This is a genomic window from Streptomyces venezuelae (assembly GCF_008642315.1).
Taxonomy (GTDB): Bacteria; Actinomycetota; Actinomycetes; order Streptomycetales; family Streptomycetaceae; genus Streptomyces; species Streptomyces venezuelae_D.
In genome coordinates this window covers 7,669,489-7,694,677 of sequence record NZ_CP029192.1, presented here as the reverse complement: position 1 = coordinate 7,694,677, position 25,189 = coordinate 7,669,489, and the positions used below count along the sequence as shown (strand labels likewise).

The following is a 25,189-nucleotide window of genomic DNA, read 5'->3' as shown; positions in this document are numbered from 1 at the left end:
CCGAGCTCCTCTTGTTTTACGTGTTTCAGGCCGCCTGGCTCCGGCCGGAGCCGGAGACAGCGCCGCGGTACCAGTACTCGAGGGTCAGCACATGCCAGAGATGCTTGGAGAAGTCCCGCTGCCCGGCGGCGTCCTCGGCGACCATGCGGGCCAGCGCGTCGCGGCGCAGGATCCCGGAGTTGACGAGCACGCCGTCGTTGACGACCTCGCGCACCAGCGGTGCCAGGTCCCGGCTCATCCAGGCCCGCAGCGGCGCGCTGAACAGGCCCTTGGGCCGGTAGACGATCTCCTTGGGCAGGATCGAGGTGGCGGCCTCCTTGAGGACCGCCTTGCCCTGCCGTCCGACGATCTTGCGGTCGCCGGGCACGGTGAACGCCGCCCTGACCACGTCGACGTCCACGTACGGCACGCGCACCTCGGTCGACGCGGCCATGCTGGAGCGGTCCGTGTAGGCGAGGTTGAGGCCCGGCAGGAACATCCGGGCGTCGGTCAGGCACATGCGGTTGACGTGGTCGTCGAGGTCGTTGTCCCGGTAGACGTCCGCGTGCTCGGTCAGCACGTCGTCGACGGTCCCCGCCAGGTCCGGGTCGACGAGGGCGAGCAGTTCGTCCTGGTCGTACATGGTGTAGCTGCGGCGGAACGCGGTCTCCTCCGGCAGTCCCGCGAAGGAGAGGAACCGCTTGGCGAAGCGCACCGAGCGGTAGCCGCGGCGCGCCGTGGCGACGGGCAGCCGGTCCACGATGCCGGACACCCCGCTCCGCAGCGGCCGCGGGACGCGCTGGTAGCGGAGCGCGAGCAGGTTCGCCAGGTGCTTGCGGTACCCGGCGAACAGTTCGTCGGCGCCCATCCCGGAGAGCATCACCTTCACCCCGGCCTCCCGGGCGGCCGAGCAGATCAGGAACGTGTTGATCGCGGCGGGGTCGCCGATCGGCTCGTCCAGGGAGTACGTCATCTGCGGGAGCAGGTCGAGGACGTTCGGGGCGATCTCGATCTCGTGCAGGTCGACTCCGTACCGCTCGGCCACCTGCCGGGCGTAGCGCAGGTCGTCCGGCATCGCCTCGAACTTGGCGTCCGCGGCCCGGAATCCGATCGTGTAGGCGGAGATCCCGGGTTGGTGGCGGGCGGCGAGCGCGGTGAGGTAGCTGGAGTCGAGGCCGCCGGAGAGGAAGGTCGCCACGGGCACGTCGGAGAGCAGGTGCTGCCGGGTCGACTCCTCGACGATGGCGGCCAGGTCGGGGCGTTCGCCGCTGCGGGCCCGCTCCCGGCCCTCGGCGGCGACGTCCCTCAGGTTCCAGTACGTGCCGCGTTCCTCCCGGCCGTCGGGCCGTATCCGCAGCCAGCTGCCCGGCGGCAGCTTCTCCGCCTCGCGGAACGCGCACCGGGAGTCGGGCACCCAGTAGTAGAGGAGCGAGGCCACCAGGGCCGCGTGGTCGACGTCGAGTGATCCGCCGGTCACGGCGGCGAGCGCCTTGAGCTCGGAGGCGAACACCATGCCGCCGCCGCGCCGCAGCAGGAACAGCGGCTTGATGCCGAGCTGGTCGCGGGCGAGCACCAGTTCGCCGGTCCGCTCGTCGAAGACGGCGAACGCGAACATGCCGCGCAGCCGGGGCAGGCAGTCCGTGCCCCAGCGCCGCCAGGCCTCGAGGAGCACCTCGGTGTCGGAGGTGCCGCGGAAGCGCACCCCGGCGCCCGTCAGCTCGGCGCGGAGCTCGGGCGCGTTGTACAACTCGCCGTTGTAGGTGAGGGAGAGGCCGTCCGAGACCATCGGCTGGGCGCCGGTCTCGGACAGGTCGATGATGGCCAGGCGGCGGTGCCCGAGGTGCACCTCGCCGTCACCGGCGGGGTGGCTGTACCTGCCCGACCCGTCGGGGCCGCGGTGGGCGAGGACGTCGGTGAGCCGGTCGGTCACCGCCTTGCCGTCGGGCCATCGGTATGTTCCTGCGATGCCACACATGGTCTACCTGGCCTCCTGGTCGCTGTACGGGACCCGTGCGGCCGGTACCGACGGCCTTTCGGTGCGCGACTGGCCCCCACTGTTCTGCCGGGGCGGCCGCTCCTGAGGGCCCCGCAGCGCGGTGTGCAGTCCGTCCCACAGCGTGCCGTCGGTCCGGTCGCGCGGGTCGGGGTCGATCAGCACCACGCCGATCAACGGGATGCGCTGGTCGGCAAGTTGTCGTGCCACGGTGTGCAGCCACGCGGCGCTGCCGTGTCCGGCCCGTACGACGAGCACGGCCTGGCTGCCCAGGTGCTGGAGGTCGGTCCACGCCGTGCCGGGCGCGACCGAGCCGACGCCGATGCGGCGCACCTGGTGCGACACGGTCGCGGCGCGCTCGCCGCCGACCACGGTCACGTCCGCGGGTATGCGGCGGCTGTCGGCGAGCTCCGAGCCGGGCAGGCCGTCGATGACGACCACGGGCCCCTCCGCCGCGAGTTCCCCCGCGACGTCCAGGGCGATCGCGCTCGTACTGCGCGCACACCCCAACTCCAGCAGCGACACCGGCTCCTTGGAGCCGCGAACGGTGCGGGCCAGGGAGGCGGCGAGCCGTTCGCGTGCCACCCGGGTGCGTTTGAGCTGCCAGCGACCGGCCGGGCGGCGCGGCACGCGGGGCAGCTCCGCGATGACCGAGGCGCCCAGGTTCGCCGCCATCTCGCGGCGCAGCACGGGGCGGTCGGCCACCACCGAGGTGACGGCGGCCAGCGCGAGGCCGAGGACGAGCCCGAGGACGAGCCCGATCGCGGCCTTGGTCGCGGCCGACTTCGGCAGCGACTGCTGTACCGCGCGCGGGGCGTCCACGATCTGCGTACCGGCGATGATCTTGGGTGTGCCCATCTGGGCTTCCTCGGCGCGCTGGTCGTAGTCGGCGATGCGCGAGGTGAGTTCGGCCCGGCGGGAGAAGAGGGACTCGATGCTCGCGGAGTCCTGCGGGTCGGTCTCCGGCGACCGGTCGCCGATCGACGCGTTGACCTCCTTGAGTTCGTCCCGCATGCGGTCTCGCTGGTCGCGCAGCGCCTTGGCCTCGGCCTTCGCGGCCGCCTGCATCCGCCGCACGTGGTCGGCGACGAACGCGTCGGCCAGCGCCTCGGCCCGGGCGACCGCCTCGGCGTCGTCCTTCCCGGTCACGTCGATCTGCATGAGGTTGTTGGTCAGGCCGGTGCCCCGGTAGTCCTGCAGGAAGTCCTCGGGCTTCTCGGAGGACTTGAGGGCCTGCAGGGCCTTGCCCGCGATCCGGGTGGTCCCCAGGATCTCGACGTCGGTGCGGATCAGCGTTCCGGTGTCGTTGGGCTGGTCCTCCTGGTGGGTGACGAGCACCTTGGTCACCGCGCTCGGCGGGGGCGGCATGACGACCGCGAGGGCCGCGCCGATCAGCAGCCCGAGGAGCGCCAGTGAGCACCAGAGGCGGCGGCGCCTGCGCACCGACACCACCAGGGAGTGCAGGTCGAAGAGTGGGGTGGGCGCCGGGGATTCGCCGGTTGTGTTCGTCGTCACGCCGGGCCTCCCGTCGCGTCGCCGCGCACGGCGAGGGCCAGGGTGGCCTTCTCCGGCGGCTGGTCGGCGGAGCGTGCCGGGCGGGCGCGGACCGCGCCCGCGACGACGACGCCGACGACCTCGTGCCTGCCGTCCGCGCACGCCTCGGCGATGCCGGTGAGCTCGGCGGCGGTCCAGTTGCCGGCGCTGAGCACGATCAGGGCACCGGACTCGGCGCCGCTGTCGGGCACCACCGGCCGGCCGATGGGCACCTCCACCACGCGCAGCACGGGGTATCCCCTGCTCGCGGCGTTCGCGGTGGGGTCGCTCGCGCACTCGGCGACGAGCTGCCCGGCGGCCCGGTGGGCGACCTCGTCGCCCTCGGGCACGACGAGGAGCAGCCGCCGGGCGGCGGGCATCTTGTTGCGGAGGCGGGCGCACACACGCCGGTAGCGGATCCGCCGTCCTGCCTCGTCGGCGGAGCGCTGTGGGGCCGGTGTGTCCCAGCGGGTGTCGAGGCCGAGGAACCGGCGGACCGCCGCTCGGGGGCCGACCGGCCGGTGCGCGCGCCCTTCGTCGGGTACGTCGACGGTGCCGAGCAGCTCCGAGCGCAGGGCCGCGGCGATCTCGGGTTCGGTGCGCAGCCTGCGGTTGGTGCGGGCGGCGGCGAGGTGGCCGATGACGGCGGACACCAGGAACAGGAGCGCCCCACCGGCCATGAGCTGGGTGCGCGTCGGCGGTGCCTCGCCGGTCGGCCTGGGCGACTTCCCCATGACGACCATGCCGGCCTTGCTGGACACGGTCTCGGCCTGGTCCAGCTTCTTCATGGCCTCCTCCAGCGAGGCACGCAGCTTCTCCAGGGACGTGCGGGCCTGTACGCCTTCCACGGTCCGTCCCGGGTCCGCCGCGTCGGCAAGGTCGCTGATGCGGCGGTTGGTCGCCTCCACCTTCTTGCGCAGGGCCTCGGGGCCCGTCTCCGTTCCGTTGTCGGTGCTGCCGCCCGAGAGCCGTGCGGAGAAGCCGACGAATTGCTGTGCCATGCCGTCGGCGAGCTCCTGTGCGCGCTCCGGGTTCTCTGCCGTACCCGAGATCTTGATGATGTTCCCGTTCGTGGCCTTGGCGCTGACCTTGTCCTTGAGCCCGGTGGCGGCGTCGCCCTTCAGGCCGAGTTCGGCGGCCGCGCGGTCGACCACCGACGAGCTGGTCGCGACCTGTGCCTGGGTGAGCAGTTCGCGCTCCTCCCACTGCCCCGGCAGGAGTACGGACGCCGATGCCGTGTACCGGGGTGGGAACAGCACCACGGAGGCGCCGTACCCGACGAGGGCGCCCACCAGGGTGAGAACCGCGAGGAGCCGCCACCGGCGGCGGAGTACCTGGCCGATCGTGGCCAGTCGTATCGTTTCGTCGCTCAACGGAGCCGCCTCCTCCCCTTTCGTCCCGGGGCGGCTCTCGGCGCCGCGGTGCGTCCGCGGCAGGCGGCGTCGTAGGCGGCGAGCAGTTGCTTCTGGGAGTGCTGCCAGGAGAGTTGGCCGGTGATCCGTTCCTGGCCGACCGCGCCCATGCGGGCGCGCTTCTCCGGGTCGTCGAGCAGTTCCGTGATGAGCTTCGCGAACTGCGCCTCGTCGTTGGCGGGCGCGTACACGGCGGCGTCGCCGGCGGAGACGCGGGCCTCGCGCAGGTCGAACGAGACGATCGGCTTGCCCATCGCCATGTACTCGAGGACCTTGTTCATGGTCGACACGTCGTTGAGCGGGTTGTGCGGGTCGGGCGAGAGGCAGACGTCGGCGGTGGACAGGTACCGCACCAGGTCCGCGTCGGATATGCGGCCGGTGAACTCCACCTGGTCATCGAGCCCGAGCTGCCGTGACAGCTCCACCATCGCGTCGTACGCGTCGCCCGCGCCGACGAACACGGCGTGCCAGTCGGTCCTGCCGAGCTCGTCGCGGAGTTTCGCGAGGGCCCGCAGGGCGTAGTCGACGCCGTCCTGCGGACCCATGACGCCGAGGTAGCAGAGCAGATGGGGCTTGCCCTTCTTCAACTCCGGCTCGGGCGGCACCGGTTGGAACCGGTCGACCTGGGGCGCGCTGCGCACCACGAAGACGTCCTCGGGCCGCTTGCCGCCGCGGCGCACCGCGACGTCCCGGTAGCTCTCGTTGGTGGCGAGCACGATGTCCGCCGCCCGGTACGTCATGCGTTCCAGCGCGCACACGCCGCGGTAGAGGAGGTCCTCGCCGCGGTCGAAGCGGGAGAGGTACAGCTCCGGCACCAGGTCGTGCTGGTCGAAGACGAATTGTGCGCCGCGCCGTGTCAGCCACCGGACCGGCAGGAACAGCAGATCCGGCGGGTTGCAGGCGTGGACCACGTGGACCGGGCCGACCTCGCGGATCAGCCGCGCCGTGTGCCACAGCGCCGATCCGTACTCCCGGAGATAACCGGCGGGACCGCCGGTGGCGGCGCGCAACGGGTAGCGGTGGATCCGCACCCCGTCGATCTCCGCCTCCGGTTCGGTGTCCCGTTTGGTGCCTTGGGGACAGATGACGTGCACCGCCCACCCCGCGTCGCGGAGCGTCGTGCACTCCTGCCACACCCGCCGGTCGAACGGCACCGACAGGTTCTCCACCAGGATCAGCGCGCGCCGGCGGGGCCGGTCGTCACGTATTGCATTACCAAGCAAGGCCCACGTACCCAGGTTCGGTCCGGCGCGCGTCGGCGTCGGGAAGGTGGATGAGGTCGATGAGCACCGGTCCCTCGCCATGGGGCAGCGCCGAGAGCACGGCCGGGTCCTTGGTCCCGACCAGGCACACGTCGGCGTGCTCCAGTACGTCGTCGACGGAGTCGGCGAGCAGCTGTGCGAGGTGCGGCAACCGGGTCTCGATGTACTCGCGGTTGGCGCCGATCAGCCGCGAGAGGCTGACGTTGGCGTCGTGGATCCGCAGGTCGTACCCCTTGCCGAAGAGTCTCTCCGCGAGTTCGACGAGCGGGCTCTCGCGGAGGTCGTCGGTGCCGGGCTTGAAGGAGAGCCCGAACATGCCCACCCGCCGCTTGCCGGTGCGCTCGACCAGTTCGACCGCGCGCTGCAGGTGGTCGGCGTTGGAGGGCAGGACGTGGGACAGGATGGGCACCGAGACGTCGGCGCGCTGCGCGGCGTGGACCAGGCTGCGCAGATCCTTGGGCAGGCAGGAGCCGCCGAAGGCGAATCCCGGCCGCAGGTAGGCGGGGCTGATGTTCAGCTTGCGGTCGGCCATGAACACGTCCATGACCTGGTGCGAGTCGACGCCGAGCGCCCGGCACACCGCGCCCAGTTCGTTGGCGAAGCCGATCTTGAGGCCGTGGAACGCGTTGTCCGCGTACTTGATCGCCTCGGCCGTCGGGACCGGCACCCGGAACACATCGCCGGGCAGGCCTTCGTAGAGCGCGGCGACCGTGTCGCCGCTCGCCGGGTCGAGCTCGCCGATGACGGTCTTGGGCGGGTCGAAGAAGTCCCGCACGCTCGTGCCCTCGCGCAGGAACTCCGGGTTGACCGCGACGCCGAAGTCCACCCCGGCCGTGCCGATGTGCTTCTCCAGGATGGGCACGAGCAGGTTGAGGCAGGTGCCCGGGAGCATGGTGCTGCGGAAGACGACGGTGTGCCGTCCGCCCCGCTCGGCGAGCGCGACGCCGATCTCCTCGGTGACGCGCTCCAAGTACGTGGTGCACAGGCTGCCGTTGGGTTCCGACGGCGTGCCCACGCAGATCAGCGACACCTCGCTGTTCGTGATCGCCTCGCGGACGTCGGTGGTGGCGCGTAACGCCCCGGTCCGCACGACCTCGGCGGTGAGCTCGCCGATCCGCTCCTCGACCACCGGGGCCTTGCCGTCGTTGACCAGGTCGACCTTCACCTGGTTCACGTCGACGCCGATGACCTCGTGCCCCGTGCCGGCCAGGCACGCGGCCGACACGCAGCCCACGTAGCCGAGCCCGAAAACGCTGACCTTCATGACTGGCAACTCCCCCCGGGCCGGTTCTCCCGGCCCGCTGTACGCGCCCTGTGCGGACGCCGGTCCCCGTGCATCAGTAGGCCCCCTGGCCGTGGATCACCGCGCGCAGCGTCTTCCACAAGATCACTGTGTCGAGGGCGAGCGACCAGTCCTCCACGTACCGCAGGTCGAGGCGGACCGCCTCCTCCCACGGCAGGTCGCTGCGCCCGCTGATCTGCCACAGACCGGTCAGTCCGGGCTTGACCAGCAGCCGCCGCCTGATGTCCGGGCCGTACGCGGCGGACTCCTCGGGCAGCGGAGGCCGCGGCCCGACGAGCGACATCGATCCGGTGAGTACGTTGAACAGCTGCGGGAGCTCGTCGATCGAGTACCGCCGCAGCACCGCCCCCACCCGGGTGACCCGCGGGTCCCTGCGGAGCTTGAAGAGCAGCCCCGCGCCTTCGTTGTGCTCGGCCAGCTGGGCGCGTGCGTTGTGCGCCCCGGTGACCATGGTGCGGAACTTGAAGATGGTGAACTCGCGGCCGTCCTTGCCGACTCTTCGCTGGCGGTAGAGCGCCCCGCCCCGGGTGTCCGAGAGGACGAGCAGCCCGACCATCACCATCAGCGGTGCGAACAGGATCAGCAGGAACGCCGCGCCCAGCCGGTCGACGATGCCCTTGACCACGCGCCGGCCCCCGGTGAAGGTCGGCATGCTCACCCGCAGCAGCGGGATCCCGAGCACCGCGTCGACGTGCAGCCGCGGTCCCGCCACCTCCATCAGGACGGGGGCCACGACCATTTCGGCGTCGCTGCCCTCCAGGTTCCAGGCCAGCCGTTGCAGCCGGTCCGGCGACCAGTGCGGGTCCGGGGTGACCGCGACGACGCGGTAGCCGTCGCGGCGGACGTGGTTCGCGACGTCCGCGAGCCCGCCGACGATCGGCACTCCGTCGAGATGGTCGCCCTCGGGGCCGAGGCCGTCCGCCGTGCACACCGCCTCCACGCGCCAGCCGAGGTGCGGGAACTTGCGGGCCCGGGTGATCAGGTCGCGCACGGTGGCCGGGCTGCCCGCGGCGAGCACCGGCCGCAGACACCGTCCGTCCTGCCGCCGCTTGTGCAGCCGCAGGCGCAGCAGATATCGCGCGGTCATGGTGACGAGCCCGATCGCGGGGATCGCCACGAAGATCCAGAGTTTGATGTTGCGTGAGGTGAGGGCGATTCCGCCGAGCGCGAGGACGACGACCGCGGTGAACAGTGAGCGTCCGAGGCGCCGGAATTCCTCGGCACCCTGTCCGAGTACGGAAGGAGCCCACGCACGGCTGACCGCCAATGCGCCCAGCACCAGGAGTTCGGTGCCGAATGCGAGAATGCCCCACTTTTCATGCCAGTTGGCTGCGTCCCGGGCCCCGAAGAAGATACCGATTCCCGCCACCACAAAGGCGGTGGCCACGGTATCGCTGGTGATCACGGTACGTCGGTACCGCTGCTCCCATTCGGTTGCGGGCTGGCCGATCTCCCCGTTCGCCAGGCGCCCGCGCGCCGGCGGAAACGGGCTGACTAATCCCCCCTGCCGCACAGAACCCCCCAGGTCCCCAGTGGTTCGACGTGTTCGCCCAGCACTGCCCCTCCCCCCGGGAGGCCCCCGCCTCCCGCACTGGTTTCCTCCCCCGGGAGACCCCCGCCTCCCGTGCCGCGCTGTTCCTCCCCGCGAAAAGCGCACGCCCCACGCGCACGGCATTCCGCTCAATTCAGCGCTTGTGAACAACCCACCCCGGCGGCAAAGGACGCACTCGTCCTGCCGGACTCACGAACTGATGCCGAAACCCGTCGGAACCCCGGATGCTCCCCGCACCCGAAGCCCGCCCCGGGCCCCGGAATTGATCACCCCCACGTGCGGCGCCGGGACGCGATCGCTCGCTGTCCGTAACGCCGGACTATTGATCATTTATGGTCGCCTCGCGCCTGAACAGCTGAAGCACGGACAATCTAGAGCATGGGGACGGCTATGGAGAGGGGATGTGTGGAATTTGTGCTCGACCTTTGAGACCGGATCAACCATTCGGTGAACACGGTCGGCTCTGTAACGGTCAGGACACGCACTGTGACCAGCGGTGATGCGAGCACCCGACCGCACCGGCGGTGACAATCCGGAGTCAGCGCCGCCGCGTGGGGGTCTGCATGCCTGACGCAATTTCGACCCCGGATGGGCGGCCGAATGGCCAGTTCCATGGCCATGGGCACGACTTGGGACACGTTCGCACACCTGGTGGTCGCCGAAGCCGCCCACACCGCCCCGGTGACGTTCGGTAGGTGCGGCGCGGGTGCATCCGGCGGGCCTCCGGCGCCCGAAGCGTTCTGTGACCCGTATCGATCAAGTGTCACGGTGGGAGGACGCGCGATGCTCTCGGGACCCGCGGAGGGGACCAGGCAGGACGCCCTGGACGGTGTGAGCGCGTGCGACATCGACGCCGACGTGTCCGGCGCGGTGCGCCGTACGTTGGAGGGCATCCTCCACGGACGGCTGGAGGAGGCCAGAGCCATCGACCCGGCCTTCGCCGGGGACGTCGCGGACCGCGTGGCCCGGTTCACCCTGCGCGGCGGCAAGCGCATCCGATCCCAGTTCCTCTGGTGGGGGCTGCGGGCCTGTGCGGGAGGCGCGGGGCCCGGCCGGGCGGACGCGGCCCTGGGCATCGCCGCGGGGCTCGAACTCATCCAGACGTGCGCCCTGGTCCACGACGACGTCATGGACGGTTCACCGCTGCGCCGCGGCAGGGACGCCGTGCACGTGGATCTCCAGAACCAGTACGGCCCGTACGAGAAGCGGCGCTCCGGGACCGCCGCCGCCCAGGGGCAGGGCTTCGGGACGGCCGCGGCGATCCTCGCCGGTGATCTGGCGCTCAGCTGGGCCGACGACGTGGTCGCCGCGACCGTCCTCGACGCGGTGCGGGCGCCCCGGGTCCGCGGGCTGTGGCGTGCCATGCGGGCGGAGATGGTCGCGGGCCAGTACCTGGACCTCCGGGCGCAGGCGACCGGGGCGCGGTCGATGACCGCGGCCGTACGGACAGCCGTGCTCAAGACCGCCCTGTACTCGGTGGAGCGCCCGCTGGCCCTCGGCGCGGCGCTCGCGGGCGCCGACGACGCGACGACCGGAGCGCTCTGTTCGGCGGGTCGCTGCGCCGGAATCGCCTTCCAGCTGCGGGACGATCTCCTCGGCGCGTTCGGCGACCCCGGGGAGACCGGCAAACCCTCGGGGGACGACATCCGCGACGGCAAGGGCACCTACCTCCTGGCGGTGGCGACCGCCAGGGCCGAGGCCGCCGCGGACCACGACGCGCTCGCACTGCTCGACCGCTGCGTGGGCAGGGCCGATCTGACCGACGACGACGTGCGCGGGGTGCGGGAGGCGTTCGTGACGACCGGCGCCCGCGGAATCGTCGAGGACAAGATCCGCCGACTGGTCCTGCAGGCGCACCGCCACCTCGCCGCCGGTGCCCTGGTCCCCCACGCGGACCGGCGGCTGCACGAACTGTTCTGCCGCGTGGCCGGTGTGCCCGTGTCGTCCGAAGCGACCGCCGTCGCGCACCTTCCCCGGACCGAGAGCGGGAGCCGATGAGGACCATTCCTGGCCGGACCGACCATGTCGTGATCGTGGGCGCCGGGCTCGCGGGCCTGTCCGCCGCCCTGCATCTGCTGGGCTCCGGCCGCGCGGTCACGCTCGTCGAACGGGCCGGCCATCCGGGCGGCCGGGCCGGGCTCATGGAACGCGGGGGCTACCGGATCGACACCGGCCCCACCGTCCTGACCATGCCCGAACTCGTCGAGGACGCCTTCGCCGCGGTCGGCGAGACCCTCCGCGGCCGCCTCGACCTCGTGCCGCTGCACCCCGCCTACCGCGCCCGGTTCGCCGACGGCGCCTCCCTGGACGTGCACACCGCGCCCGAGGCCATGGAAGCCGAGATCGAACGGTTCGCCGGCGCCCGGCAGGCCGTGGGGTACCGGCGGCTGCGCGCCTGGCTCACGCGGCTCTACGAGCTCCAGATGCGCCGCTTCATCGACACCAACTTCGACTCGCCGCTGGAACTCCTGACCCCCGATCTGGCCCGGCTCGCCGCTCTCGGCGGCTTCGGCCGACTGGACGCGCGCATCGCCTCGTTCATCTCCGACGAACGGCTGCGGCGGGTCTTCTCGTTCCAGGCGCTGTACGCGGGCGTGCCGCCGGCCCGCGCCCTCGCCGCCTATGCGGTCATCGCCTACATGGACACCGTCGCCGGGGTCCACTTCCCGCGCGGCGGCATGCACGCCGTGCCGCGCGCCATGGCGGCCGCCGCCGAGGACGCGGGCGCCGACGTCCGGTACGGGCACACGGTCCAGCGCCTTGAGCGGTCGGGGTCCAGGATCACGGCCGTCGTCACCGACCGGGGCCGCATCCCCTGCGACGCGGTGATCCTCACCCCTGACCTTCCCGTCGCGTACGGGCTCCTGGGCCGCGCCCCGCGCCGCCCGAGGCCGCTGCGGCACTCGCCGTCCGCGGTGGTCCTGCACCTCGGCACCGACCGCACCTGGCCCCAGTTGGCCCACCACACGATCTCCTTCGGGTCGGCCTGGAAGCAGACCTTCGACGAACTGACCGGCACCGGGAAGCTCATGTCCGACCCGTCCCTGCTCATCACCCGGCCGACGGCCACCGACCCCTCGCTCGCACCCCACGGCCGCCACCTGCACTACGTCCTCGCCCCCTGCCCGAACACCGACATCGGCCCCGCCGCCCGGGACTGGACCGACCTCGCGCCCCGCTACCGCGACACCCTCCTCGCCGAACTCGAGCGGCGCGGGCTCGCCGGCATCGGGGCGGCGATCGAAGAGGAGTGCATGGTGACCCCCGCGGACTGGACCGCCCACGGACACGCGGCGGGCACCCCGTTCTCCGCCGCCCACACCTTCCCGCAGACCGGCCCCTTCCGGCCCCGCAACCTCGTGCGGGGCACGGACAACGCGGTCCTCGCGGGCTGCGGCACCACGCCCGGTGTGGGCGTGCCCACGGTCCTGATCTCCGGCAAGCTGGCCGCCGCGCGCGTCACGGGGAGGACCCGATGAGCGCCCGCGAGCTGGACGCGGCGGCGATCACCGACCCCGCGCTGCGCGCCGCCTACGGCCACTGCCGACGCCTCAACGCCCGCCACGGCAAGACGTACTTTCTCGCCACCCGGCTGCTGCCGGTCGAACGGCGGCCGGCCGTGCACGCCCTGTACGGCTTCGCGCGGTGGGCCGACGACATCGTCGACGACCTGGAGGTCACCACCGCGCCCGCCGAACGCTCCCTGGCGCTGCGGCGGCTCCAGGCGCAGCTCGACCGAGGGCTGCGGACCGGGGAGAGCGGCGAACCCGTCGTGACGGCACTGGCCGACACCGCCCGCAGGTACGCCATCGACCCGCTGCACTTCAGCGACTTCATGACGTCCATGCGCCAGGACCTGGAGGTGACGGAGTACCCCACGTACGGCGATCTGGAGCGGTACATGCACGGCTCCGCCGCCGTCATCGGCCTGCAGATGCTGCCCGTGCTCGGCACCGTCGTCCCCCGCGCCGAGGCCGCCCCGCACGCCGCCGCCCTCGGGGTCGCCTTCCAGCTCACCAACTTCCTGCGGGACGTGGGCGAGGACCTGGACCGCGGCCGGATCTATCTCCCCCAGGAACTCCTCGGCGCACACGGCGTCGACCGTGCGCTGCTGCACTGGAGCCGCACCACGGGGCGCGGGGACCCCAGGATCACCGCGGCGCTGAAGGAGGCCGCCGCCTTCACCCGCGGCGTCTACGCCACCGCGGCCCCGGGCCTCGCCATGCTCGATCCCGTCGCACGCCCCTGCATCCGCACGGCCTTCGTGCTGTACGGGGCGATCCTGGACGCGATCGCCGACGGCGGCTACGCCGTACTGCACCGGCGGGCGGCCGTCTCCCGCCGCCGCCGCGCCGCGGTCGCCTGCGACGGCCTGGTCCGGGTGGCCGCCGCCCGCCTGCGGCACCGGCCGGCCGGAGCTCCCGCGCTGCCGCCGCCCGCCCCGTCCGAAGACCCGGCCCCGCACCACGGCACGTACACCCCGCACTCCAGGAAGGAGCCGGTATGAGCCGCGGTTCGAACCGCTACCCCTTGCGGCTGCGCCGCGGGCCCGTCGCCTGGGAGGACCAGCGTCCGACCTGGCGCGAGGCCCGGCCCGCCGTGATCGCCGCCGCGCTGAAACGTGCCCAGGGCCGCCCGTCCGGCAACTGGTACGTGGTGGGCGCGACGCGGCAGCTCGGGGACGACCGCCCGCTGGGCCGCACGGTGGCGGGGCGGGAGATCGTCCTGTGGCGCGACGCCGAGGGGGCGCTGCGGGCGGGGCCCGGCGCCTGTCCGCATCTGGGCGCCCCGCTCAAGGACAGTCCGGTGCGCTGCGGGACGCTGATCTGTCACTGGCACGGCATGTCGCTGGACGGGACGCCGTTCGCGGGCTGGAGTCCTTACCCGGCCTTCGACGACGGCGTGCTGCTCTGGGTCAGGCTCGACGACATGGGCGGCGAACCGCCGCTGGATCGGCCGGTGTTGCCCTGGCGCCCCGATCCGGCGCGGAGCGTGGCGGCCGTGCTGACGGTGGCGGGGCGCTGCGAACCCGAGGACGTGGTCGCCAACCGGCTCGACCCCTGGCACGGCGCGTGGTTCCACCCGTACTCGTTCGTCGACCTGACGGTGGCCCCCGTCGAGGAGGACGGCACAGATGCCGGGGACGACCCGCAGCGGGACGCGTTCACCGTCGACGTGTCGTTCAAGGTGGCGGGACGCGCGGTCGTGCCGGTGCGGGCGGTCTTCACCGCTCCCGAGCCCCGCACCGTCGTCATGCACATCACGGAAGGCGAGGGCGAGGGTTCCGTGGTGGAGACCCATGCGACGCCCCTGGGCACGGACCGGGCGGGGAATCCTCGTACCGCGGTCGTCGAGGCGGTGATCGCCACGTCCGGGCGGCCCGGTTTCGTCGCCGCCAGGGCCGCCGCGCCCGCGCTGCGGCCGCTCATGAGGGCGGCGGCGGCCCGGCTGTGGCGCGACGACCTGGCGTACGCGGAACGCCGCTGGGCCCTGCGCAGCGCGGGCCGCTTCCCGGGCTGAACCGCACACGGCTCCGGCTCACGTGCCGAGCAGCCGGTTGAGTGCCCGCAGCACCCCCACCCGCCCCCGGTCCGGGACCGACCACAGTGTCTGGCCCCGCAGTCCCCAGCGTTCGAGCAGTGCGTTCGCCGCGAGGAATCCCGTGGTCACGGCACGCTCCATCAGGGCGGCCGGCAGATCGGTCCGTACGAGGTCGCCCGCGACGGTCAGGGCCGGGTCCGCGGTGTGCACGGTGGGCCGGTCCTCGTAGCCGCCCACCGCGAACAGCGGGCAGTCGGCGCGCCATTCGTGCCGCTCGTCCACGATCTTGGCGTCGCGCGTCTCGGGGTAGACGCGTTGCAACTGCACCCGCAGGCGTTCCTGTTCCGCCGTCCGGTCGGCGCCGGGATCCACCGCGTACGCGTGGAGTTCGACGACCGAGCCGCCGGTGCGCGCGACCCAGCGCAGCGCCTCGCCCTCCCACCGTTCGAGCACGCTCACGTTGTCCAACGGCCCGTATCCACTGGTGCCCATGAACCCCGGGCGGTCGGCGGCCACCGGACGGTCGAGCCAGAGACGGGAGACGAGGAAGGGCGGGGCGGTGCGCAGCCGCATGATCCGCTCGCGCCACTGGCGGTCGGCGAGCCGGGGCGAGCGGGCGACGACGTGCTGCAGGCCGGTCGTGTCGAGGGCGAGCACCACGGTGTCGTGCTGTGCGCCGCCGTCCTCGGTGGTGACGCGGAACCCGCCGCCCGGCACCGGCTGCACGCTCTGCACCGCCTGCCCGGTGCGGATGTCGACGCCGTGGCCGGTGAGGTAGGCGGCCAGCGGTTCCCAGAAGGCCGTCGGGAAAGGTTCCTGCGGTACGTCGAAGAGCAGGCCCTCGCTGGAGCCGAGGAAGTAGATGTGGAACATGAGGGCGAGTTCGGCGGCAGACAGCAGTCGCGGATCGGCGAAGAAGCTGCGGGAGAACACCTCGAAGGCCAGGTGGTGGGCGGCTTCGGGGAACCGGATGCGTTCGAGGAGCTCGTGTGCGCTGGTGCCGTCGAGCTGCCGGTAGGTCTCGGGGACGCGTACGTCCATCAGGGGCAGGGCGGCGCGCGGGTTCAGCCGGGCCAGGTCGCGGCCGCCGAACGTGGGGCTCAGCGCGGCGAAGCCGAGGGCGCTCCACGGCGGGGTGCGCGGCACCTTCGCGAAGCTGTCCCGGAACCCCGCGCTGTGCCGCAGCGGATAGTCGGGCAGGCCGGTCAGCGAGGTCAGTCCCGGGTCGACCCGGCGCAGCAGTCCGCGCAGGTTGTAGTACTGGCGGAAGAACGCGTGGAAGCCGCGGGTCATGGTCGCCGTGGAGCCGTCGGCGAGCTCGATGGGCCAGCCCGCGAGGCGGCCCCCGAGCTGGTACTCGCGTTCGTACAGGGTGACGTGGACGCCGCGTTCGGCGAGCGCCGTGGCGGCGGCGAGACCGGCGAGGCCGCCGCCCACGACGGCCGTCGTGCGCGTCTCGCCCGTCGGCACGCGGGCGAGCCCGGCCGGCGCGTGCCACACCCGGGCGCGGCGGTCGCGGCCGCGCCGCGGCGTCGCGTACGGCTGTTCCGTGCCGTTCAGGTTCATCGGGCGGCCCCGTCGGAGCCGTCGGCCGCGGCAAGGACGGTGTGCACGATGCCGGTCTGCCAGCCGGGCATCGGCAGGACGCGTACGCGGCCGAAGCCGGCTTTGCGGGTGCGTGCCGCGAACGCGTCGGCGGTGTCGAAGCCGGACACGCTGCGGAACAGGTGCCGGTAGAGGGCGCCATCACCGGAGAGGGTGCCTGCGGGCTGCACCACCGCCTTGCAGACGGCCGTCCACACCAGACGGTCCGTCAGGCGGCCGCTGAGCGTGTACTCGTGCACGGCGAGACGGCCGTGCGGGGCGAGCAGCGCGCGGACCGCGGCGAGTACGGCGTCCGGGTCGGCGAGGTTGCGGAAGAGGTAGGCGGCGAAGACCGCGTCGAAGGGTCCCTCCACCCCCGCCTGTTCGAGCCGTTCGGCGGGGGCGTGCACAAACGTCACGGAGGGCGGCCAGGGTTTGGCCGCGGCGCGCTCCAGCATGCCCGCCGACGCGTCGACCGCGACGATCTCGGCCAGTGGCGCGGCGCTGCGCAGCGCCGCGGTGGAGGCGCCGGTGCCGCAGCCGAGGTCGAGCAGGCGCAGCCCGGCGCCGCCGTTCGGCAGCCGCAGCCGTCGGGCGGAGCGGCGGAGGTGCGCGTGGTAGCCGGGGTTGGCCGCGACCAGCCGGTCGTAGGTGCGGGCGGCGTGGTCGAACGCGGCGGACAGGGTGTCGTCGCGCAGCACGGTCATCTCAGTTCTCTTTCCGTTCGGCCGGGTGTCCCGGCCGCGGGGTGGGGGTGGGGGTGGAAGAGGGGGCGTGGGCCCGGTGCTTGGGCAGTCGGGGCAGTTCGGCCGCCGTGCGCAGCATGGGGGCGACGGGGGTGTGCAGCCCGATCGTCAGGTCCTCGCGGATGCCGGTGCGGCCGTCGAGGAAGCGGAGCAGCCGCTCCATGGGGATTTCACGGAAGAGGCGGGTGAAGAACGACGCGCCGCTCACCCGGCCGGTGTCCAGGGCCCGCAGCAGTACGGCGTCCATCGCCCGTGACCGCGCCGAGTGCGCGGGCGGCGGCTGCGGGGTGCGGCCGCGGTGGTAGGCGGCGGCGATGGCGCGTGTCTGTCGCTGGACGGCGGCGAAGGTGTACCCGGTCGAGGGGCGGGTCGCGCCGCCCGCGGTGCCGATACGGAAGACGGAGCGGCCCGCGCGTCGCGGGAAGCGCGCGTCGGTCATGGGGATCACGCCGTGCTCCACGCGGACGACCTCGTGGGCGCCGAGGGCCAGTTGGTCCGTCAGGTACCGGGTCAGTGCCCGGTCGTACGCCTGGTCGTCGATGACCTCGCGGGAGAACTCCGTGTACTCGACCAGGGCTTGGTGGGGGCCGGTGGGCAGCACGTAGGCGAAGGACAGGCCGTGCGGGGGCTGGGGGGTGCGGAAGTCCATCAGGTCCGCGACCAGCGGGTCGAAGGCGGGCCGGTCGGTCGTGACGAACCAGCCGCGGAAGTGCTGCAGCAGGGTGGTGCGGCCCGGCGGCAGGACGCCCGGCGGGCGCGAGTCGAACACCCACCGGGCGTGCAGCGACAGGGGGCGACCGCCGGGTGTGCGTGTGCGGACCTCGGCGCCGTCGCCGAGGTCGCGGATCTCCTCGACCGCGGCTTCGAGGCGCGCCACGTTCGACTCGTCGGCGAGGCGGTCACCGACGAGGGTCTCGAAGTCGCCGGAACGCAGCATCTTGTAGCGCAGGGGGGCGGGTGAGGCGGCGACGGCGGTGCCGTCCGGGGCGCGGATACGCAGGGTGTCCCAGACGGCGGTCAGGGCGGCGTCGAACTCGCCGTCCGGCTCCTCCCAGAAGCACCAGGTGCGCTCGGCGGGCTTCAGGGGACCGGCGGGGGCGTCGATCAGGACCACCGACGGCATCGGGTCGCCGGGGCGGTCGACGGCCAGCCGGTAGGCGAGCGACAGGCCCGCCGCGCCGGCCCCCACGATGGCGATGTCCGCGTCCTGCATGAAGCCCCTCGCCGGTCGTCCGCCCATGCCCATGCCCATGCCCATGCCCAGCATTCCGCACGGGGCCGCCACTTGGATGCACCGACCGGGCGCGAATCGCCGCGGACGGGTGGCGCGTCGGCTCTCCTACCCCGGGTGCGGTGTGCTCAGCAGAGCGACGGCGTCGCGGAGGCTGCCGCAGCGGGCGAGCCCGCTGGGCGCGGACCGCCCCCAGCCCGGTCCGGACGGCAGGACGCGGGCGCGCTTGCGGGCGCCCGCGGGCCCCCACTCCATCGCCGCCACGCGGCGCGCGACCGCCTCGCCCGCCGTGGAGCGGGCCTGCGACCACAGCACGACGGCCGAGGGTCCTGTGCGCCGCACGGCGGCGACGAGTGCCTCCAGGGGTACGGCGGCGCCCAGCATGAGGGTGGGGACGCCGTTCTCGCCGAGGGCTGCGTCGAGTGCTTCCAGGGGCAGGGTGTGCTGCTCGTCCGGCATGCAGGCGAGCAGGACCGGGGAGGTGTCGAGGAGCGGTGCGGTGCGCGGGCGGAGCAGCGGGGCGCTGCGCAGGGCGGTCGAGACGTGCCAGGACAGGAGGTGTTCGACCTCCACGTACCGGTCATCGGACAGCTCCCACTTGCGTCCCACCGCTCGCAGGGTGGGCACCATGACCTCTTCCCACACGGGTACGAGGCCGTGCTCGCCGACCAGCGAGTCGAGCCTGCTCCGCATCTCCTGCGCGTCGAGGCGGACCGCGGCGCGGGCGAGGCCCCGGCACTCCTGGCGCACGTCGCCGAGGGGCAGGACGGTGCTGGCGTCGCGGCGTCGGGTGGACGGCGCGTCGGGCTCCCCGGTCGCCGGGTCCGCCCGGGACGCCTCGCCCCGCGACGCGAGGCGCGCCGCCTCACCGGGCGGGACGCCGCTGGCCGTGAGCCTGCACATGTGTTCCAGCACGGCGATGTCCTCGGGCGTCCACCGGCGGTGGCGTCCCCGCGTGCGGGCGGCGGGGCCCAGGCCGTAGCGGCGGTCCCAGCTGCGCAGGGTGGTCGGTGAGACGCCCAGGCGCCGGGCGACGGCTCCCGAGGTCAGCGCGGCCGCTGAATCGTTCATGCCCTCCAAAATACGACGCAGAATCGATGCACGTTGCCCATCCGTCCGACCGCGCGAAGGATCGGCGCCAGGCCGCCCGCCCGCCACGGACCACCCCGGGACGGAAGAAGCGGCCGCCCCGGCAGAAGGAGCAGCCGCACATGATCGCCAGTCGACCGGCCCCGATCACCGAGAGCGTTCCCGTCCCTCAGCCGGGCCGCGCGTCGGGCGGCGACGAGGAGGAGCTGGCCACCGGCTTCGTGGCGGGGGACGAGGCCTGCCTCGCCGTGGTCCACGAGCGGTGGTCGGCGCTGGTGCACTGCGTCGCCCGGCGTTCGCTCGGGGACGCGCGGGAGGCCGAGGACGTGACGCAGCAGGTGTTCATCGCCGCCTGGCGCGGGCGGGCCGGCTACTGCCCCGGGCGCGGCACCCTGGCCGGCTGGCTCATCGGCATCACCCGCCGCAAGGTCGCCGACGCCCTCTCCGCGCGCAGCCGCCGGGCCGCGCTGGTCGACGCGGCGGGCGCGGCGCTCGCGGTGCGCCCCCAGGAGTCGTCCTCCCTGGAGGGCGTGCTCGACCAGGTCCTCGTGGAGCACGAACTGGCCCGGCTGCCACCGCCGCAGCGCAAGGTCCTGCGCCTGGCGTTCTACCACGACCTCACGCAGCCCCAGATCGCCGTCGTGACCGGCTGGCCCCTGGGCACGGTGAAGAGTCACGCCCGCCGCGGCCTGCTCCGCCTGCGCCACGCCTTCGAACACGGCACCGAGCCGGAACCCGGCACCCCACTCGGCCCGTGACGCCGGGGCGCCGAAGGGGGCCGGCCGCCGCACAGTCGAACGGCGCCGACCGCCGCACGGCGGAACGAGCCCCCGCTCAGGCCCCCAGCAGCGGCGCCCGTCCCGCCCTCTGGAGAGGGTGGGCCAGGTCGATCAGGGCCCGTTCCAGGCTGTGCAGGTGGGCCAGGGCGGGCTCCACCACGGCGTGCGGCAGGTCCGCGGCCGCGCCGACCTGCGCCGGTGTGCCGCGCGGCGCCGTCAGCGTCTCGACCGCGGCCTCGACACGCTGGCACGCGGCGGCCAGGCGGGCGTCGTGGGACGCCTCCGGGTCGGCGGCGACGGCGGCGAGTCCCCGTATCTCGCGGGCGCAGTTGTCGAGCAGCGCGACCACCTGGAGAGCGCGTCCCTTGCGGGTCCGCAGCGGGCTGAACGGGTGCACGAGCGGCGCGAGGGACATGCGTACCCGCCCCAGGATCGCCTCCAGCTCGGCGATGCGGCGGGCGGGGTCGGCGGACTCCAGACCGCCGAGCCGGGCGGCCGCTTCCTTCGTGCAGTCGTGCACGCAGTGCAGCGCCTTCTCGATCCACGCCTCGGTCGTGGCGTGCGTCGTGATGGGCAGGACGATCAGCACGGCGAGGACCGCGCCGAGGGCGCCGATGCCGGTCTCGGCGAGCCGCAGCCCGAGCAGGCTCGCGTCCAGGACGCCGAGCAGGCCGTACAGCGATCCGGCGAGCACCGTCACGGAGAGCATCATCCACGTGTACGACACCGCGGCCGTGTAGAAGATACCGAAGACGCCGACCGCCACGAGCAGGGCGCTGGGAACGGGCGCGCCCTCCAGGGGGACGACGAGGACGAGGCCCGCGGCCATCCCGATCAGCGTGCCGAGCACGCGCCGGAAGCTCCGCACGACGGTCTCGCCGCGCGAGGTGGTGTTGACGAAGACCCACCAGGTGGCGCCGACCGCCCAGTACCAGCGCTCACCGGAGAGCAGCTGGCCCGCCGCGAGCGCGAAGGCGCCGCCCGCGGCCGCCTGGACCGCCTGCCGGGTGGTGGCCCTGGCCAGTCCCCTGGCGTCCGGCGGGGCGGGCAGTACGACGCCGGGCGGCACCCCGCGCTCGTAGCACCACGCGCCGAAACGCACGGTCGAGGCGGCGGCGATCGACAGGAGCACCGCGGCGTAGAGCTGGGGCAGCTGGTGCACCTCCGTGTGGAGGAACTGGCTGATGAAGAAGGTCATGAAGGCGAACACGCCGAGCGAGTGCCCGCGCGGTCCCCACCGTCGCGCGTACACGCCGAGGCCCATGACGGCGAGGAAGGCGCAGTCCCGCGCGAGCGGGACGTCGTGGAGCGACGCCGCGAGCGCCAGGACGGGGAAACCGACGACGGGCAGCAGGGCCGTGGTGATCGCCTGCCCGCGGACCGTCGTGTCCGTGACGGTGAAGAGGGCCAGGAGCGCGGCGAGTCCCCCGGTGATCGCCGCGACGAGCGAGTGTCCGGCCAGACCGCACACGACGACCGCCAGGGAGATGCCGAGTACGGCCCGTGAAGCGAAGCGGAGCCGCATCCGTCCCGGATCCGGCGCCACGAACACCCTCTTCAGCAAAGCTTCCCGCCCTTCCGTGCACATCTCGGTCTGTCCGCATGAACTGTTCGCATAAAAAAGGCGCCGCGGAGATCCGCAGCGCCATCGACAGGACCATCAGACCATCCGAGCACCATCTGGCTCAACTCAGCCTCGTACCACTGGACCATTGGCTCACTTTTCGGCAGCGATTCCGGCCACACCCGAAGCCAACGGCTCATGCCGCTGTTGCAGGACGGTGACACTTCGGGCACAACGCCCCGGGCGGGCCGACCGTCTCAACAGATGTCATAACCGACATGTCCTGATGGGAAGGCACCCTCATGATCGTCACCAAGCGGAACTCCCTGCGCATGGCCGCCGTAGGCATCATCGGAGCGGTCGCTCTCGGCACGGCGGGCACCGCCGCCATGGCCGCGACCCCGGCCGCACACCCCGTCTCCGCCACGCAGAAGGCCACCGCCGCACAGAAGACCGCCGCCGCCAAGGCCATCACCGCGAAGCCCTCGGTGAAGTCCGTCAAGGCGTGGCAGCTGTTCCGTGTCACCGGCACCACGACCGGTCTGAAGCCGGGCAGCAAGGTGACCCTGCAGCAGAAGCAGCGTGGCCACTGGGTCTCGCTGCCCGCCTCCGCGCCCATCACCCGGAGCGGCAGCTACTCCCTGGGCGTCAAGCTCGGCATGAAGGGCAAGAACGAGCTGCGCGTCGTCCAGGGTTCGACGGCCTCCGGCGTGTTCACCGTGACCGTGCGCTGACCGACGTCGACGTGCGGGCGGGACGGGACAGCAGGAGCAGACTGTGCGGCTCCAGGGTGACTTCGGCGTTCGCCTTGTGTTCCGTCTCGTCCGCCACCCCGGTGGGATCCGTGGTGTCGATCCGCGTCGTCCAGCGCTCGCCGTACGCCGCATCCGGCAGGTCGAAGACGACCGGTTCCCGGTAGCTGTTGAGCAGGAGCATGAAGGAGTCGTCGACCACCGGCCTGCCGTGGGCGTCGGGCTCCGCGATGGCGTCGCCGTTGAGGAAGACGGCGACGGCGTGCGCGTCGCCGCGCTGCCAGTCCTGGTCCGTCATCTCCAGGGCGTCGGGCCGCAGCCACACCAGGTCGGGGAGCGGCTGCCCCTGGTGCGTGGCCGTGTCGCCGCGGAAGAAGCGGCGCCTGCGCAGCACGGGGTGGCCGAGCCGGAGCGTGATGGCGCGGCGGGTGAAGGCGATGAGGTCGCGCTGCTCGTCGGTGAGGTCCCAGTCGATCCAGGAGAGCTCGCTGTCCTGGCAGTAGGCGTTGTTGTTGCCCTGCTGGGTGCGGCCGAGTTCGTCGCCGTGGGCGAGCATCGGGATGCCCTGCGAGAGCATGAGGGTGGCCAGGAAGTTGCGCTGCCTGCGCGCGCGGAGTTCGAGGATCCCCTCGTCCGCGGTGGGGCCTTCGACGCCGCTGTTCCACGAGCGGTTGGCGTTCTCGCCGTCCTGGTTGTTCTCGCCGTTGGCCTCGTTGTGCTTGTCGTCGTACGAGACCAGGTCGCGCAGCGTGAATCCGTCGTGCGCGGTGACGAAGTTGACGCTGGCGCGCGGGCGGCGGCGGTCGTGCTGGTAGAGGTCGGACGAGCCGGTCAGCCGGGAGGCGAATTCGGCGAGGGTGTGGTCGGCGCCGCGCCAGAAGTCCCGTACGGAGTCCCGGTACTTGCCGTTCCACTCCGACCACAGAGGCGGGAAGTTGCCGACCTGGTATCCCCCGTCGCCGACGTCCCACGGTTCGGCGATGAGTTTGACGCGGCTGACGACGGGGTCCTGCTGGACCAGGTCGAAGAAGGCCGAGACCCGGTCGACGTCGTGGAACTGCCGGGCGAGCGTGGCCGCCAGATCGAAGCGGAACCCGTCGACGTGCATCTCGGTGACCCAGTACCGCAGCGAGTCCATGACCAGTTGCAGGACGTTGGGGTGCCGCATCAGCAGGCTGTTGCCGGTGCCTGTGGTGTCGAAGTAGTGCGCCGGGTCGTCCTCGGCCAGGCGGTAGTACGAGGCGTTGTCGATGCCGCGGAAGGCGAGGGTGGGGCCGTTCTCGTTGCCCTCGGCGGTGTGGTTGTAGACCACGTCGAGGATCACTTCGAGTCCGGCCTGGTGCAGCGCCTTGACCATGGACTTGAACTCGGTGACCTGCTCGCCGCGCGAGCCGTGCGCCGCGTAGGCGTTGTGCGGGGCGAAGAAGCCGATGGACGTGTAGCCCCAGTAGTTGGACAGGCCGCGGTCGCGCAGGAAGCCGTCCTGCACGTACTGGTGGACCGGCATCAGCTCGATCGCGGTCACGCCGAGCGAGGTGAGGTGCTCGATGACCGGCTCGGTGGCGAGGCCCGCGTACGTGCCGCGCAGCGACTCGGGCACTCCGGGGTGCGTCCGCGTCAGTCCGCGGACGTGGGCCTCGTACACCACAGTCTCCGCGTAGGGCCGCCGCGGCGGCCGGTCGCCCTCCCAGGAGAAGGCCGGGTCGGTCACCACGGAGAGCGGGGTGTGTCCGGCGCTGTCGGCACGCCCCGGCCCGTCGGCCGCACGTTCGAAGAGCGCGGCGTCGTTGTCCATCTGGCCCTCGATAGCCCGGGCGTACGGGTCGAGGAGCAGCTTGGCCGGGTTGCAGCGGTGGCCTTCGGCGGGGTTCCAGGGGCCGTGCACCCGGTAGCCGTAGCGCCGCCCGGGGCCGACCCCGGGCAGGTAGCAGTGCCATACGAAGCCGTCGACCTCGGAGAGGGTGACGCTGCGGTGCGTGCCGTCATCGTCGATGAGGATGAGGTCGACGCGCTCGGCGACCTCGCTGAACAGGGCGAAGTTGGTCCCTTCACCGTCGTAGGTGGCGCCGAGGGGGAAGGGGGTGCCGGTCCAGGTGCGCACGCGACTGCCTCCGTACAGGGGGGAATTCGGGATCGGGCCGGGAAAGCGGTGCGCCGGCCGCGGCCACCCGCTCGGGGAAGCCGCGGCCGGTGCGCCGCGCCGCCGTACGAGGCGGGCGTTCACACCACGGGCGTCGCTCGCGGCATCGGTTCCACCATCCTGATCCGGGACGCGTCGGGCCGCAGAACATGGGCGACCGGGTCGGGCACCGCGAGGGTGGCGACCGCGGCCGGGGCCTGGGCGCCCGTGGCCGCCGTCGCCGCCTCGGGTTCCGCCGCCGCGGGGGCCGCGAGCGCGGCGACGGGAATCTCGCGGGGCAGCTTCAGGGCCTCGCGCAGGCTGGGCGCGGGGGCGGCGGGGGCCAGCGGGGCGCGTTCGGGGGCGCGGACCCGGCGGGAGAACCAGATGATCTTGCCGTTGGTCGCGGGGAAGCTGCCCCAGCCGTCGCTCAGCGCGGCGATCTGCGTCAGGCAGCCCTGCGGTCCGTAGTGCCGCTCGGGCAGCTCGCGGTTGGTGTCGGACACGGCGGTGATGAGGTGCTGGCCGTTCCACCACATCTCCACGACGGTGTTCTTGTCGGTTCCGTACTCCTCGATCTCGTGGAGCAGAACCCCGGTGCAACGGCGTACGGGTTCGCTGAGAACCCCCAGCCCCCAATGCCGGAGATGCGCGGTCAGGATGCGGCCGACCTGGTCGATCCTCTCCGGGCTTACCTCGACCTCGAGGTGGTAGTAGCAGGGGATCGCGGATTTCATTGCTCTTGGCTCC

Annotated in this window: 19 protein-coding genes; 6 read left to right on the top strand and 13 right to left on the bottom strand. The window is 72.8% G+C overall.

Going from position 1 to position 25,189, the window contains the following annotated elements; all coding sequences use genetic code 11:
* Positions 1–25: 25 nt before the first annotated feature.
* The 6 genes from asnB to DEJ48_RS34000 form a co-directional block, all read right to left on the bottom strand.
* Positions 26–1,954, bottom strand: coding sequence for an asparagine synthase (glutamine-hydrolyzing) (gene asnB / locus DEJ48_RS34025; protein WP_150219973.1), 1,929 nt, complete (start codon positions 1,952–1,954; stop codon positions 26–28).
* A 3-nt stretch (positions 1,955–1,957) separates the two neighbouring features.
* Positions 1,958–3,487, bottom strand: coding sequence for a Wzz/FepE/Etk N-terminal domain-containing protein (locus tag DEJ48_RS34020; RefSeq protein ID WP_150219972.1), 1,530 nt, complete (start codon positions 3,485–3,487; stop codon positions 1,958–1,960).
* Positions 3,484–4,878 carry a Wzz/FepE/Etk N-terminal domain-containing protein gene (locus DEJ48_RS34015; protein WP_150219971.1) on the bottom strand — a complete coding sequence of 465 codons (1,395 nt, stop codon included), beginning with the start codon at positions 4,876–4,878 and terminating at the stop codon, positions 3,484–3,486. The genes DEJ48_RS34020 and DEJ48_RS34015 overlap by 4 nt, the downstream gene beginning before the upstream one ends.
* Complete coding sequence (locus DEJ48_RS34010) at positions 4,875–6,140, bottom strand: glycosyltransferase family 4 protein (protein WP_150219970.1); 1,266 nt, start codon at positions 6,138–6,140, stop codon at positions 4,875–4,877. Before DEJ48_RS34010 ends, DEJ48_RS34015 begins: the two co-directional genes overlap by 4 nt.
* Entirely contained in the window at positions 6,130–7,443 is a 1,314-nt protein-coding gene (locus DEJ48_RS34005) for a nucleotide sugar dehydrogenase (RefSeq protein ID WP_150219969.1), read from the bottom strand. The genes DEJ48_RS34010 and DEJ48_RS34005 overlap by 11 nt, the downstream gene beginning before the upstream one ends.
* A gap of 73 nt (positions 7,444–7,516) precedes the next feature.
* Positions 7,517–8,995 (bottom strand): sugar transferase, encoded by a 1,479-nt coding sequence (locus tag DEJ48_RS34000; protein ID WP_150219968.1) that lies wholly within the window; start codon positions 8,993–8,995, stop codon positions 7,517–7,519.
* Positions 8,996–9,817: 822 nt separating this feature from the next.
* Between DEJ48_RS34000 and DEJ48_RS33995 the strand changes: the two genes are divergently transcribed.
* From DEJ48_RS33995 to DEJ48_RS33980, 4 genes are read left to right on the top strand one after another with little or no spacing between them, the layout of a single operon-like run.
* A complete protein-coding gene (locus tag DEJ48_RS33995) occupies positions 9,818–11,032 on the top strand; it encodes a polyprenyl synthetase family protein (RefSeq protein WP_150219967.1) in 1,215 nt (404 codons plus the stop codon).
* Positions 11,029–12,513: a phytoene desaturase gene (locus tag DEJ48_RS33990; RefSeq protein WP_150219966.1), complete on the top strand. Its 1,485-nt coding sequence runs from the start codon at positions 11,029–11,031 to the stop codon at positions 12,511–12,513. The genes DEJ48_RS33995 and DEJ48_RS33990 overlap by 4 nt, the downstream gene beginning before the upstream one ends.
* Positions 12,510–13,541: a phytoene/squalene synthase family protein gene (locus DEJ48_RS33985; RefSeq protein WP_150219965.1), complete on the top strand. Its 1,032-nt coding sequence runs from the start codon at positions 12,510–12,512 to the stop codon at positions 13,539–13,541. The genes DEJ48_RS33990 and DEJ48_RS33985 overlap by 4 nt, the downstream gene beginning before the upstream one ends.
* Complete coding sequence (locus DEJ48_RS33980; RefSeq protein ID WP_150219964.1) at positions 13,538–14,554, top strand: DUF5914 domain-containing protein; 1,017 nt, start codon at positions 13,538–13,540, stop codon at positions 14,552–14,554. The genes DEJ48_RS33985 and DEJ48_RS33980 overlap by 4 nt, the downstream gene beginning before the upstream one ends.
* Before the next feature lie 18 nt (positions 14,555–14,572).
* Here DEJ48_RS33980 and DEJ48_RS33975 read toward each other — a convergent pair whose 3' ends face one another.
* The 4 genes from DEJ48_RS33975 to DEJ48_RS33960 all read right to left on the bottom strand — a co-directional run bounded on the left by DEJ48_RS33975 (position 14,573) and on the right by DEJ48_RS33960 (position 19,207).
* Complete coding sequence (locus DEJ48_RS33975; RefSeq protein ID WP_150219963.1) at positions 14,573–16,141, bottom strand: FAD-dependent oxidoreductase; 1,569 nt, start codon at positions 16,139–16,141, stop codon at positions 14,573–14,575.
* Complete coding sequence (locus tag DEJ48_RS33970) at positions 16,138–16,866, bottom strand: class I SAM-dependent methyltransferase (RefSeq protein WP_150219962.1); 729 nt, start codon at positions 16,864–16,866, stop codon at positions 16,138–16,140. Before DEJ48_RS33970 ends, DEJ48_RS33975 begins: the two co-directional genes overlap by 4 nt.
* A 1-nt stretch (position 16,867) precedes the next feature.
* Entirely contained in the window at positions 16,868–18,118 is a 1,251-nt protein-coding gene (locus DEJ48_RS33965; RefSeq protein ID WP_150221559.1) for a lycopene cyclase family protein, read from the bottom strand.
* Between the two features lie 126 nt (positions 18,119–18,244).
* Positions 18,245–19,207, bottom strand: a complete 963-nt coding sequence (locus DEJ48_RS33960) for a MerR family transcriptional regulator (RefSeq protein WP_411757509.1) — start codon at positions 19,205–19,207, stop codon at positions 18,245–18,247.
* Between the two features lie 140 nt (positions 19,208–19,347).
* Between DEJ48_RS33960 and DEJ48_RS33955 the strand changes: the two genes are divergently transcribed.
* Entirely contained in the window at positions 19,348–19,983 is a 636-nt protein-coding gene (locus DEJ48_RS33955; RefSeq protein ID WP_150219960.1) for an RNA polymerase sigma factor, read from the top strand.
* 76 nt (positions 19,984–20,059) lie between these two features.
* Here the strand turns inward: DEJ48_RS33955 and DEJ48_RS33950 are convergent, their stop codons facing one another.
* Positions 20,060–21,568 (bottom strand): FUSC family protein, encoded by a 1,509-nt coding sequence (locus DEJ48_RS33950; RefSeq protein ID WP_150219959.1) that lies wholly within the window; start codon positions 21,566–21,568, stop codon positions 20,060–20,062.
* 302 nt (positions 21,569–21,870) lie between these two features.
* Between DEJ48_RS33950 and DEJ48_RS33945 the strand changes: the two genes are divergently transcribed.
* The gene (locus tag DEJ48_RS33945; protein WP_150219958.1) at positions 21,871–22,302 is read left to right on the top strand and encodes a hypothetical protein; all 432 of its coding nucleotides are present in this window, start codon (positions 21,871–21,873) and stop codon (positions 22,300–22,302) included.
* Here the strand turns inward: DEJ48_RS33945 and glgX are convergent.
* Positions 22,283–24,421 (bottom strand): glycogen debranching protein GlgX, encoded by a 2,139-nt coding sequence (gene glgX / locus DEJ48_RS33940; RefSeq protein ID WP_190537762.1) that lies wholly within the window; start codon positions 24,419–24,421, stop codon positions 22,283–22,285. The two genes, DEJ48_RS33945 and glgX, sit on opposite strands and share 20 nt — an antisense overlap.
* A 119-nt stretch (positions 24,422–24,540) precedes the next feature.
* A complete protein-coding gene (locus DEJ48_RS33935; protein ID WP_411757508.1) occupies positions 24,541–25,176 on the bottom strand; it encodes a pep a2 in 636 nt (211 codons plus the stop codon).
* Positions 25,177–25,189 lie beyond the last annotated feature (13 nt).

What these genes read in the sequence shown, in the direction of transcription:
- asnB (WP_150219973.1), bottom strand. Translation starts at nt 1,954, where the DNA reads ATGTGTGGCATCGCAGGAACATACCGATGGCCCGACGGCAAGGCGGTG.
- DEJ48_RS34005 (WP_150219969.1), bottom strand. Translation starts at nt 7,443, where the DNA reads ATGAAGGTCAGCGTTTTCGGGCTCGGCTACGTGGGCTGCGTGTCGGCC.
- DEJ48_RS33995 (WP_150219967.1), top strand. Translation starts at nt 9,818, where the DNA reads ATGCTCTCGGGACCCGCGGAGGGGACCAGGCAGGACGCCCTGGACGGT.
- DEJ48_RS33990 (WP_150219966.1), top strand. Translation starts at nt 11,029, where the DNA reads ATGAGGACCATTCCTGGCCGGACCGACCATGTCGTGATCGTGGGCGCC.
- DEJ48_RS33985 (WP_150219965.1), top strand. Translation starts at nt 12,510, where the DNA reads ATGAGCGCCCGCGAGCTGGACGCGGCGGCGATCACCGACCCCGCGCTG.
- DEJ48_RS33980 (WP_150219964.1), top strand. Translation starts at nt 13,538, where the DNA reads ATGAGCCGCGGTTCGAACCGCTACCCCTTGCGGCTGCGCCGCGGGCCC.
- DEJ48_RS33975 (WP_150219963.1), bottom strand. Translation starts at nt 16,141, where the DNA reads ATGAACCTGAACGGCACGGAACAGCCGTACGCGACGCCGCGGCGCGGC.
- DEJ48_RS33970 (WP_150219962.1), bottom strand. Translation starts at nt 16,866, where the DNA reads ATGACCGTGCTGCGCGACGACACCCTGTCCGCCGCGTTCGACCACGCC.
- DEJ48_RS33965 (WP_150221559.1), bottom strand. Translation starts at nt 18,118, where the DNA reads ATGCAGGACGCGGACATCGCCATCGTGGGGGCCGGCGCGGCGGGCCTG.
- DEJ48_RS33960 (WP_411757509.1), bottom strand. Translation starts at nt 19,207, where the DNA reads ATGAACGATTCAGCGGCCGCGCTGACCTCGGGAGCCGTCGCCCGGCGC.
- DEJ48_RS33955 (WP_150219960.1), top strand. Translation starts at nt 19,348, where the DNA reads ATGATCGCCAGTCGACCGGCCCCGATCACCGAGAGCGTTCCCGTCCCT.
- DEJ48_RS33945 (WP_150219958.1), top strand. Translation starts at nt 21,871, where the DNA reads ATGATCGTCACCAAGCGGAACTCCCTGCGCATGGCCGCCGTAGGCATC.
- DEJ48_RS33935 (WP_411757508.1), bottom strand. Translation starts at nt 25,176, where the DNA reads ATGAAATCCGCGATCCCCTGCTACTACCACCTCGAGGTCGAGGTAAGC.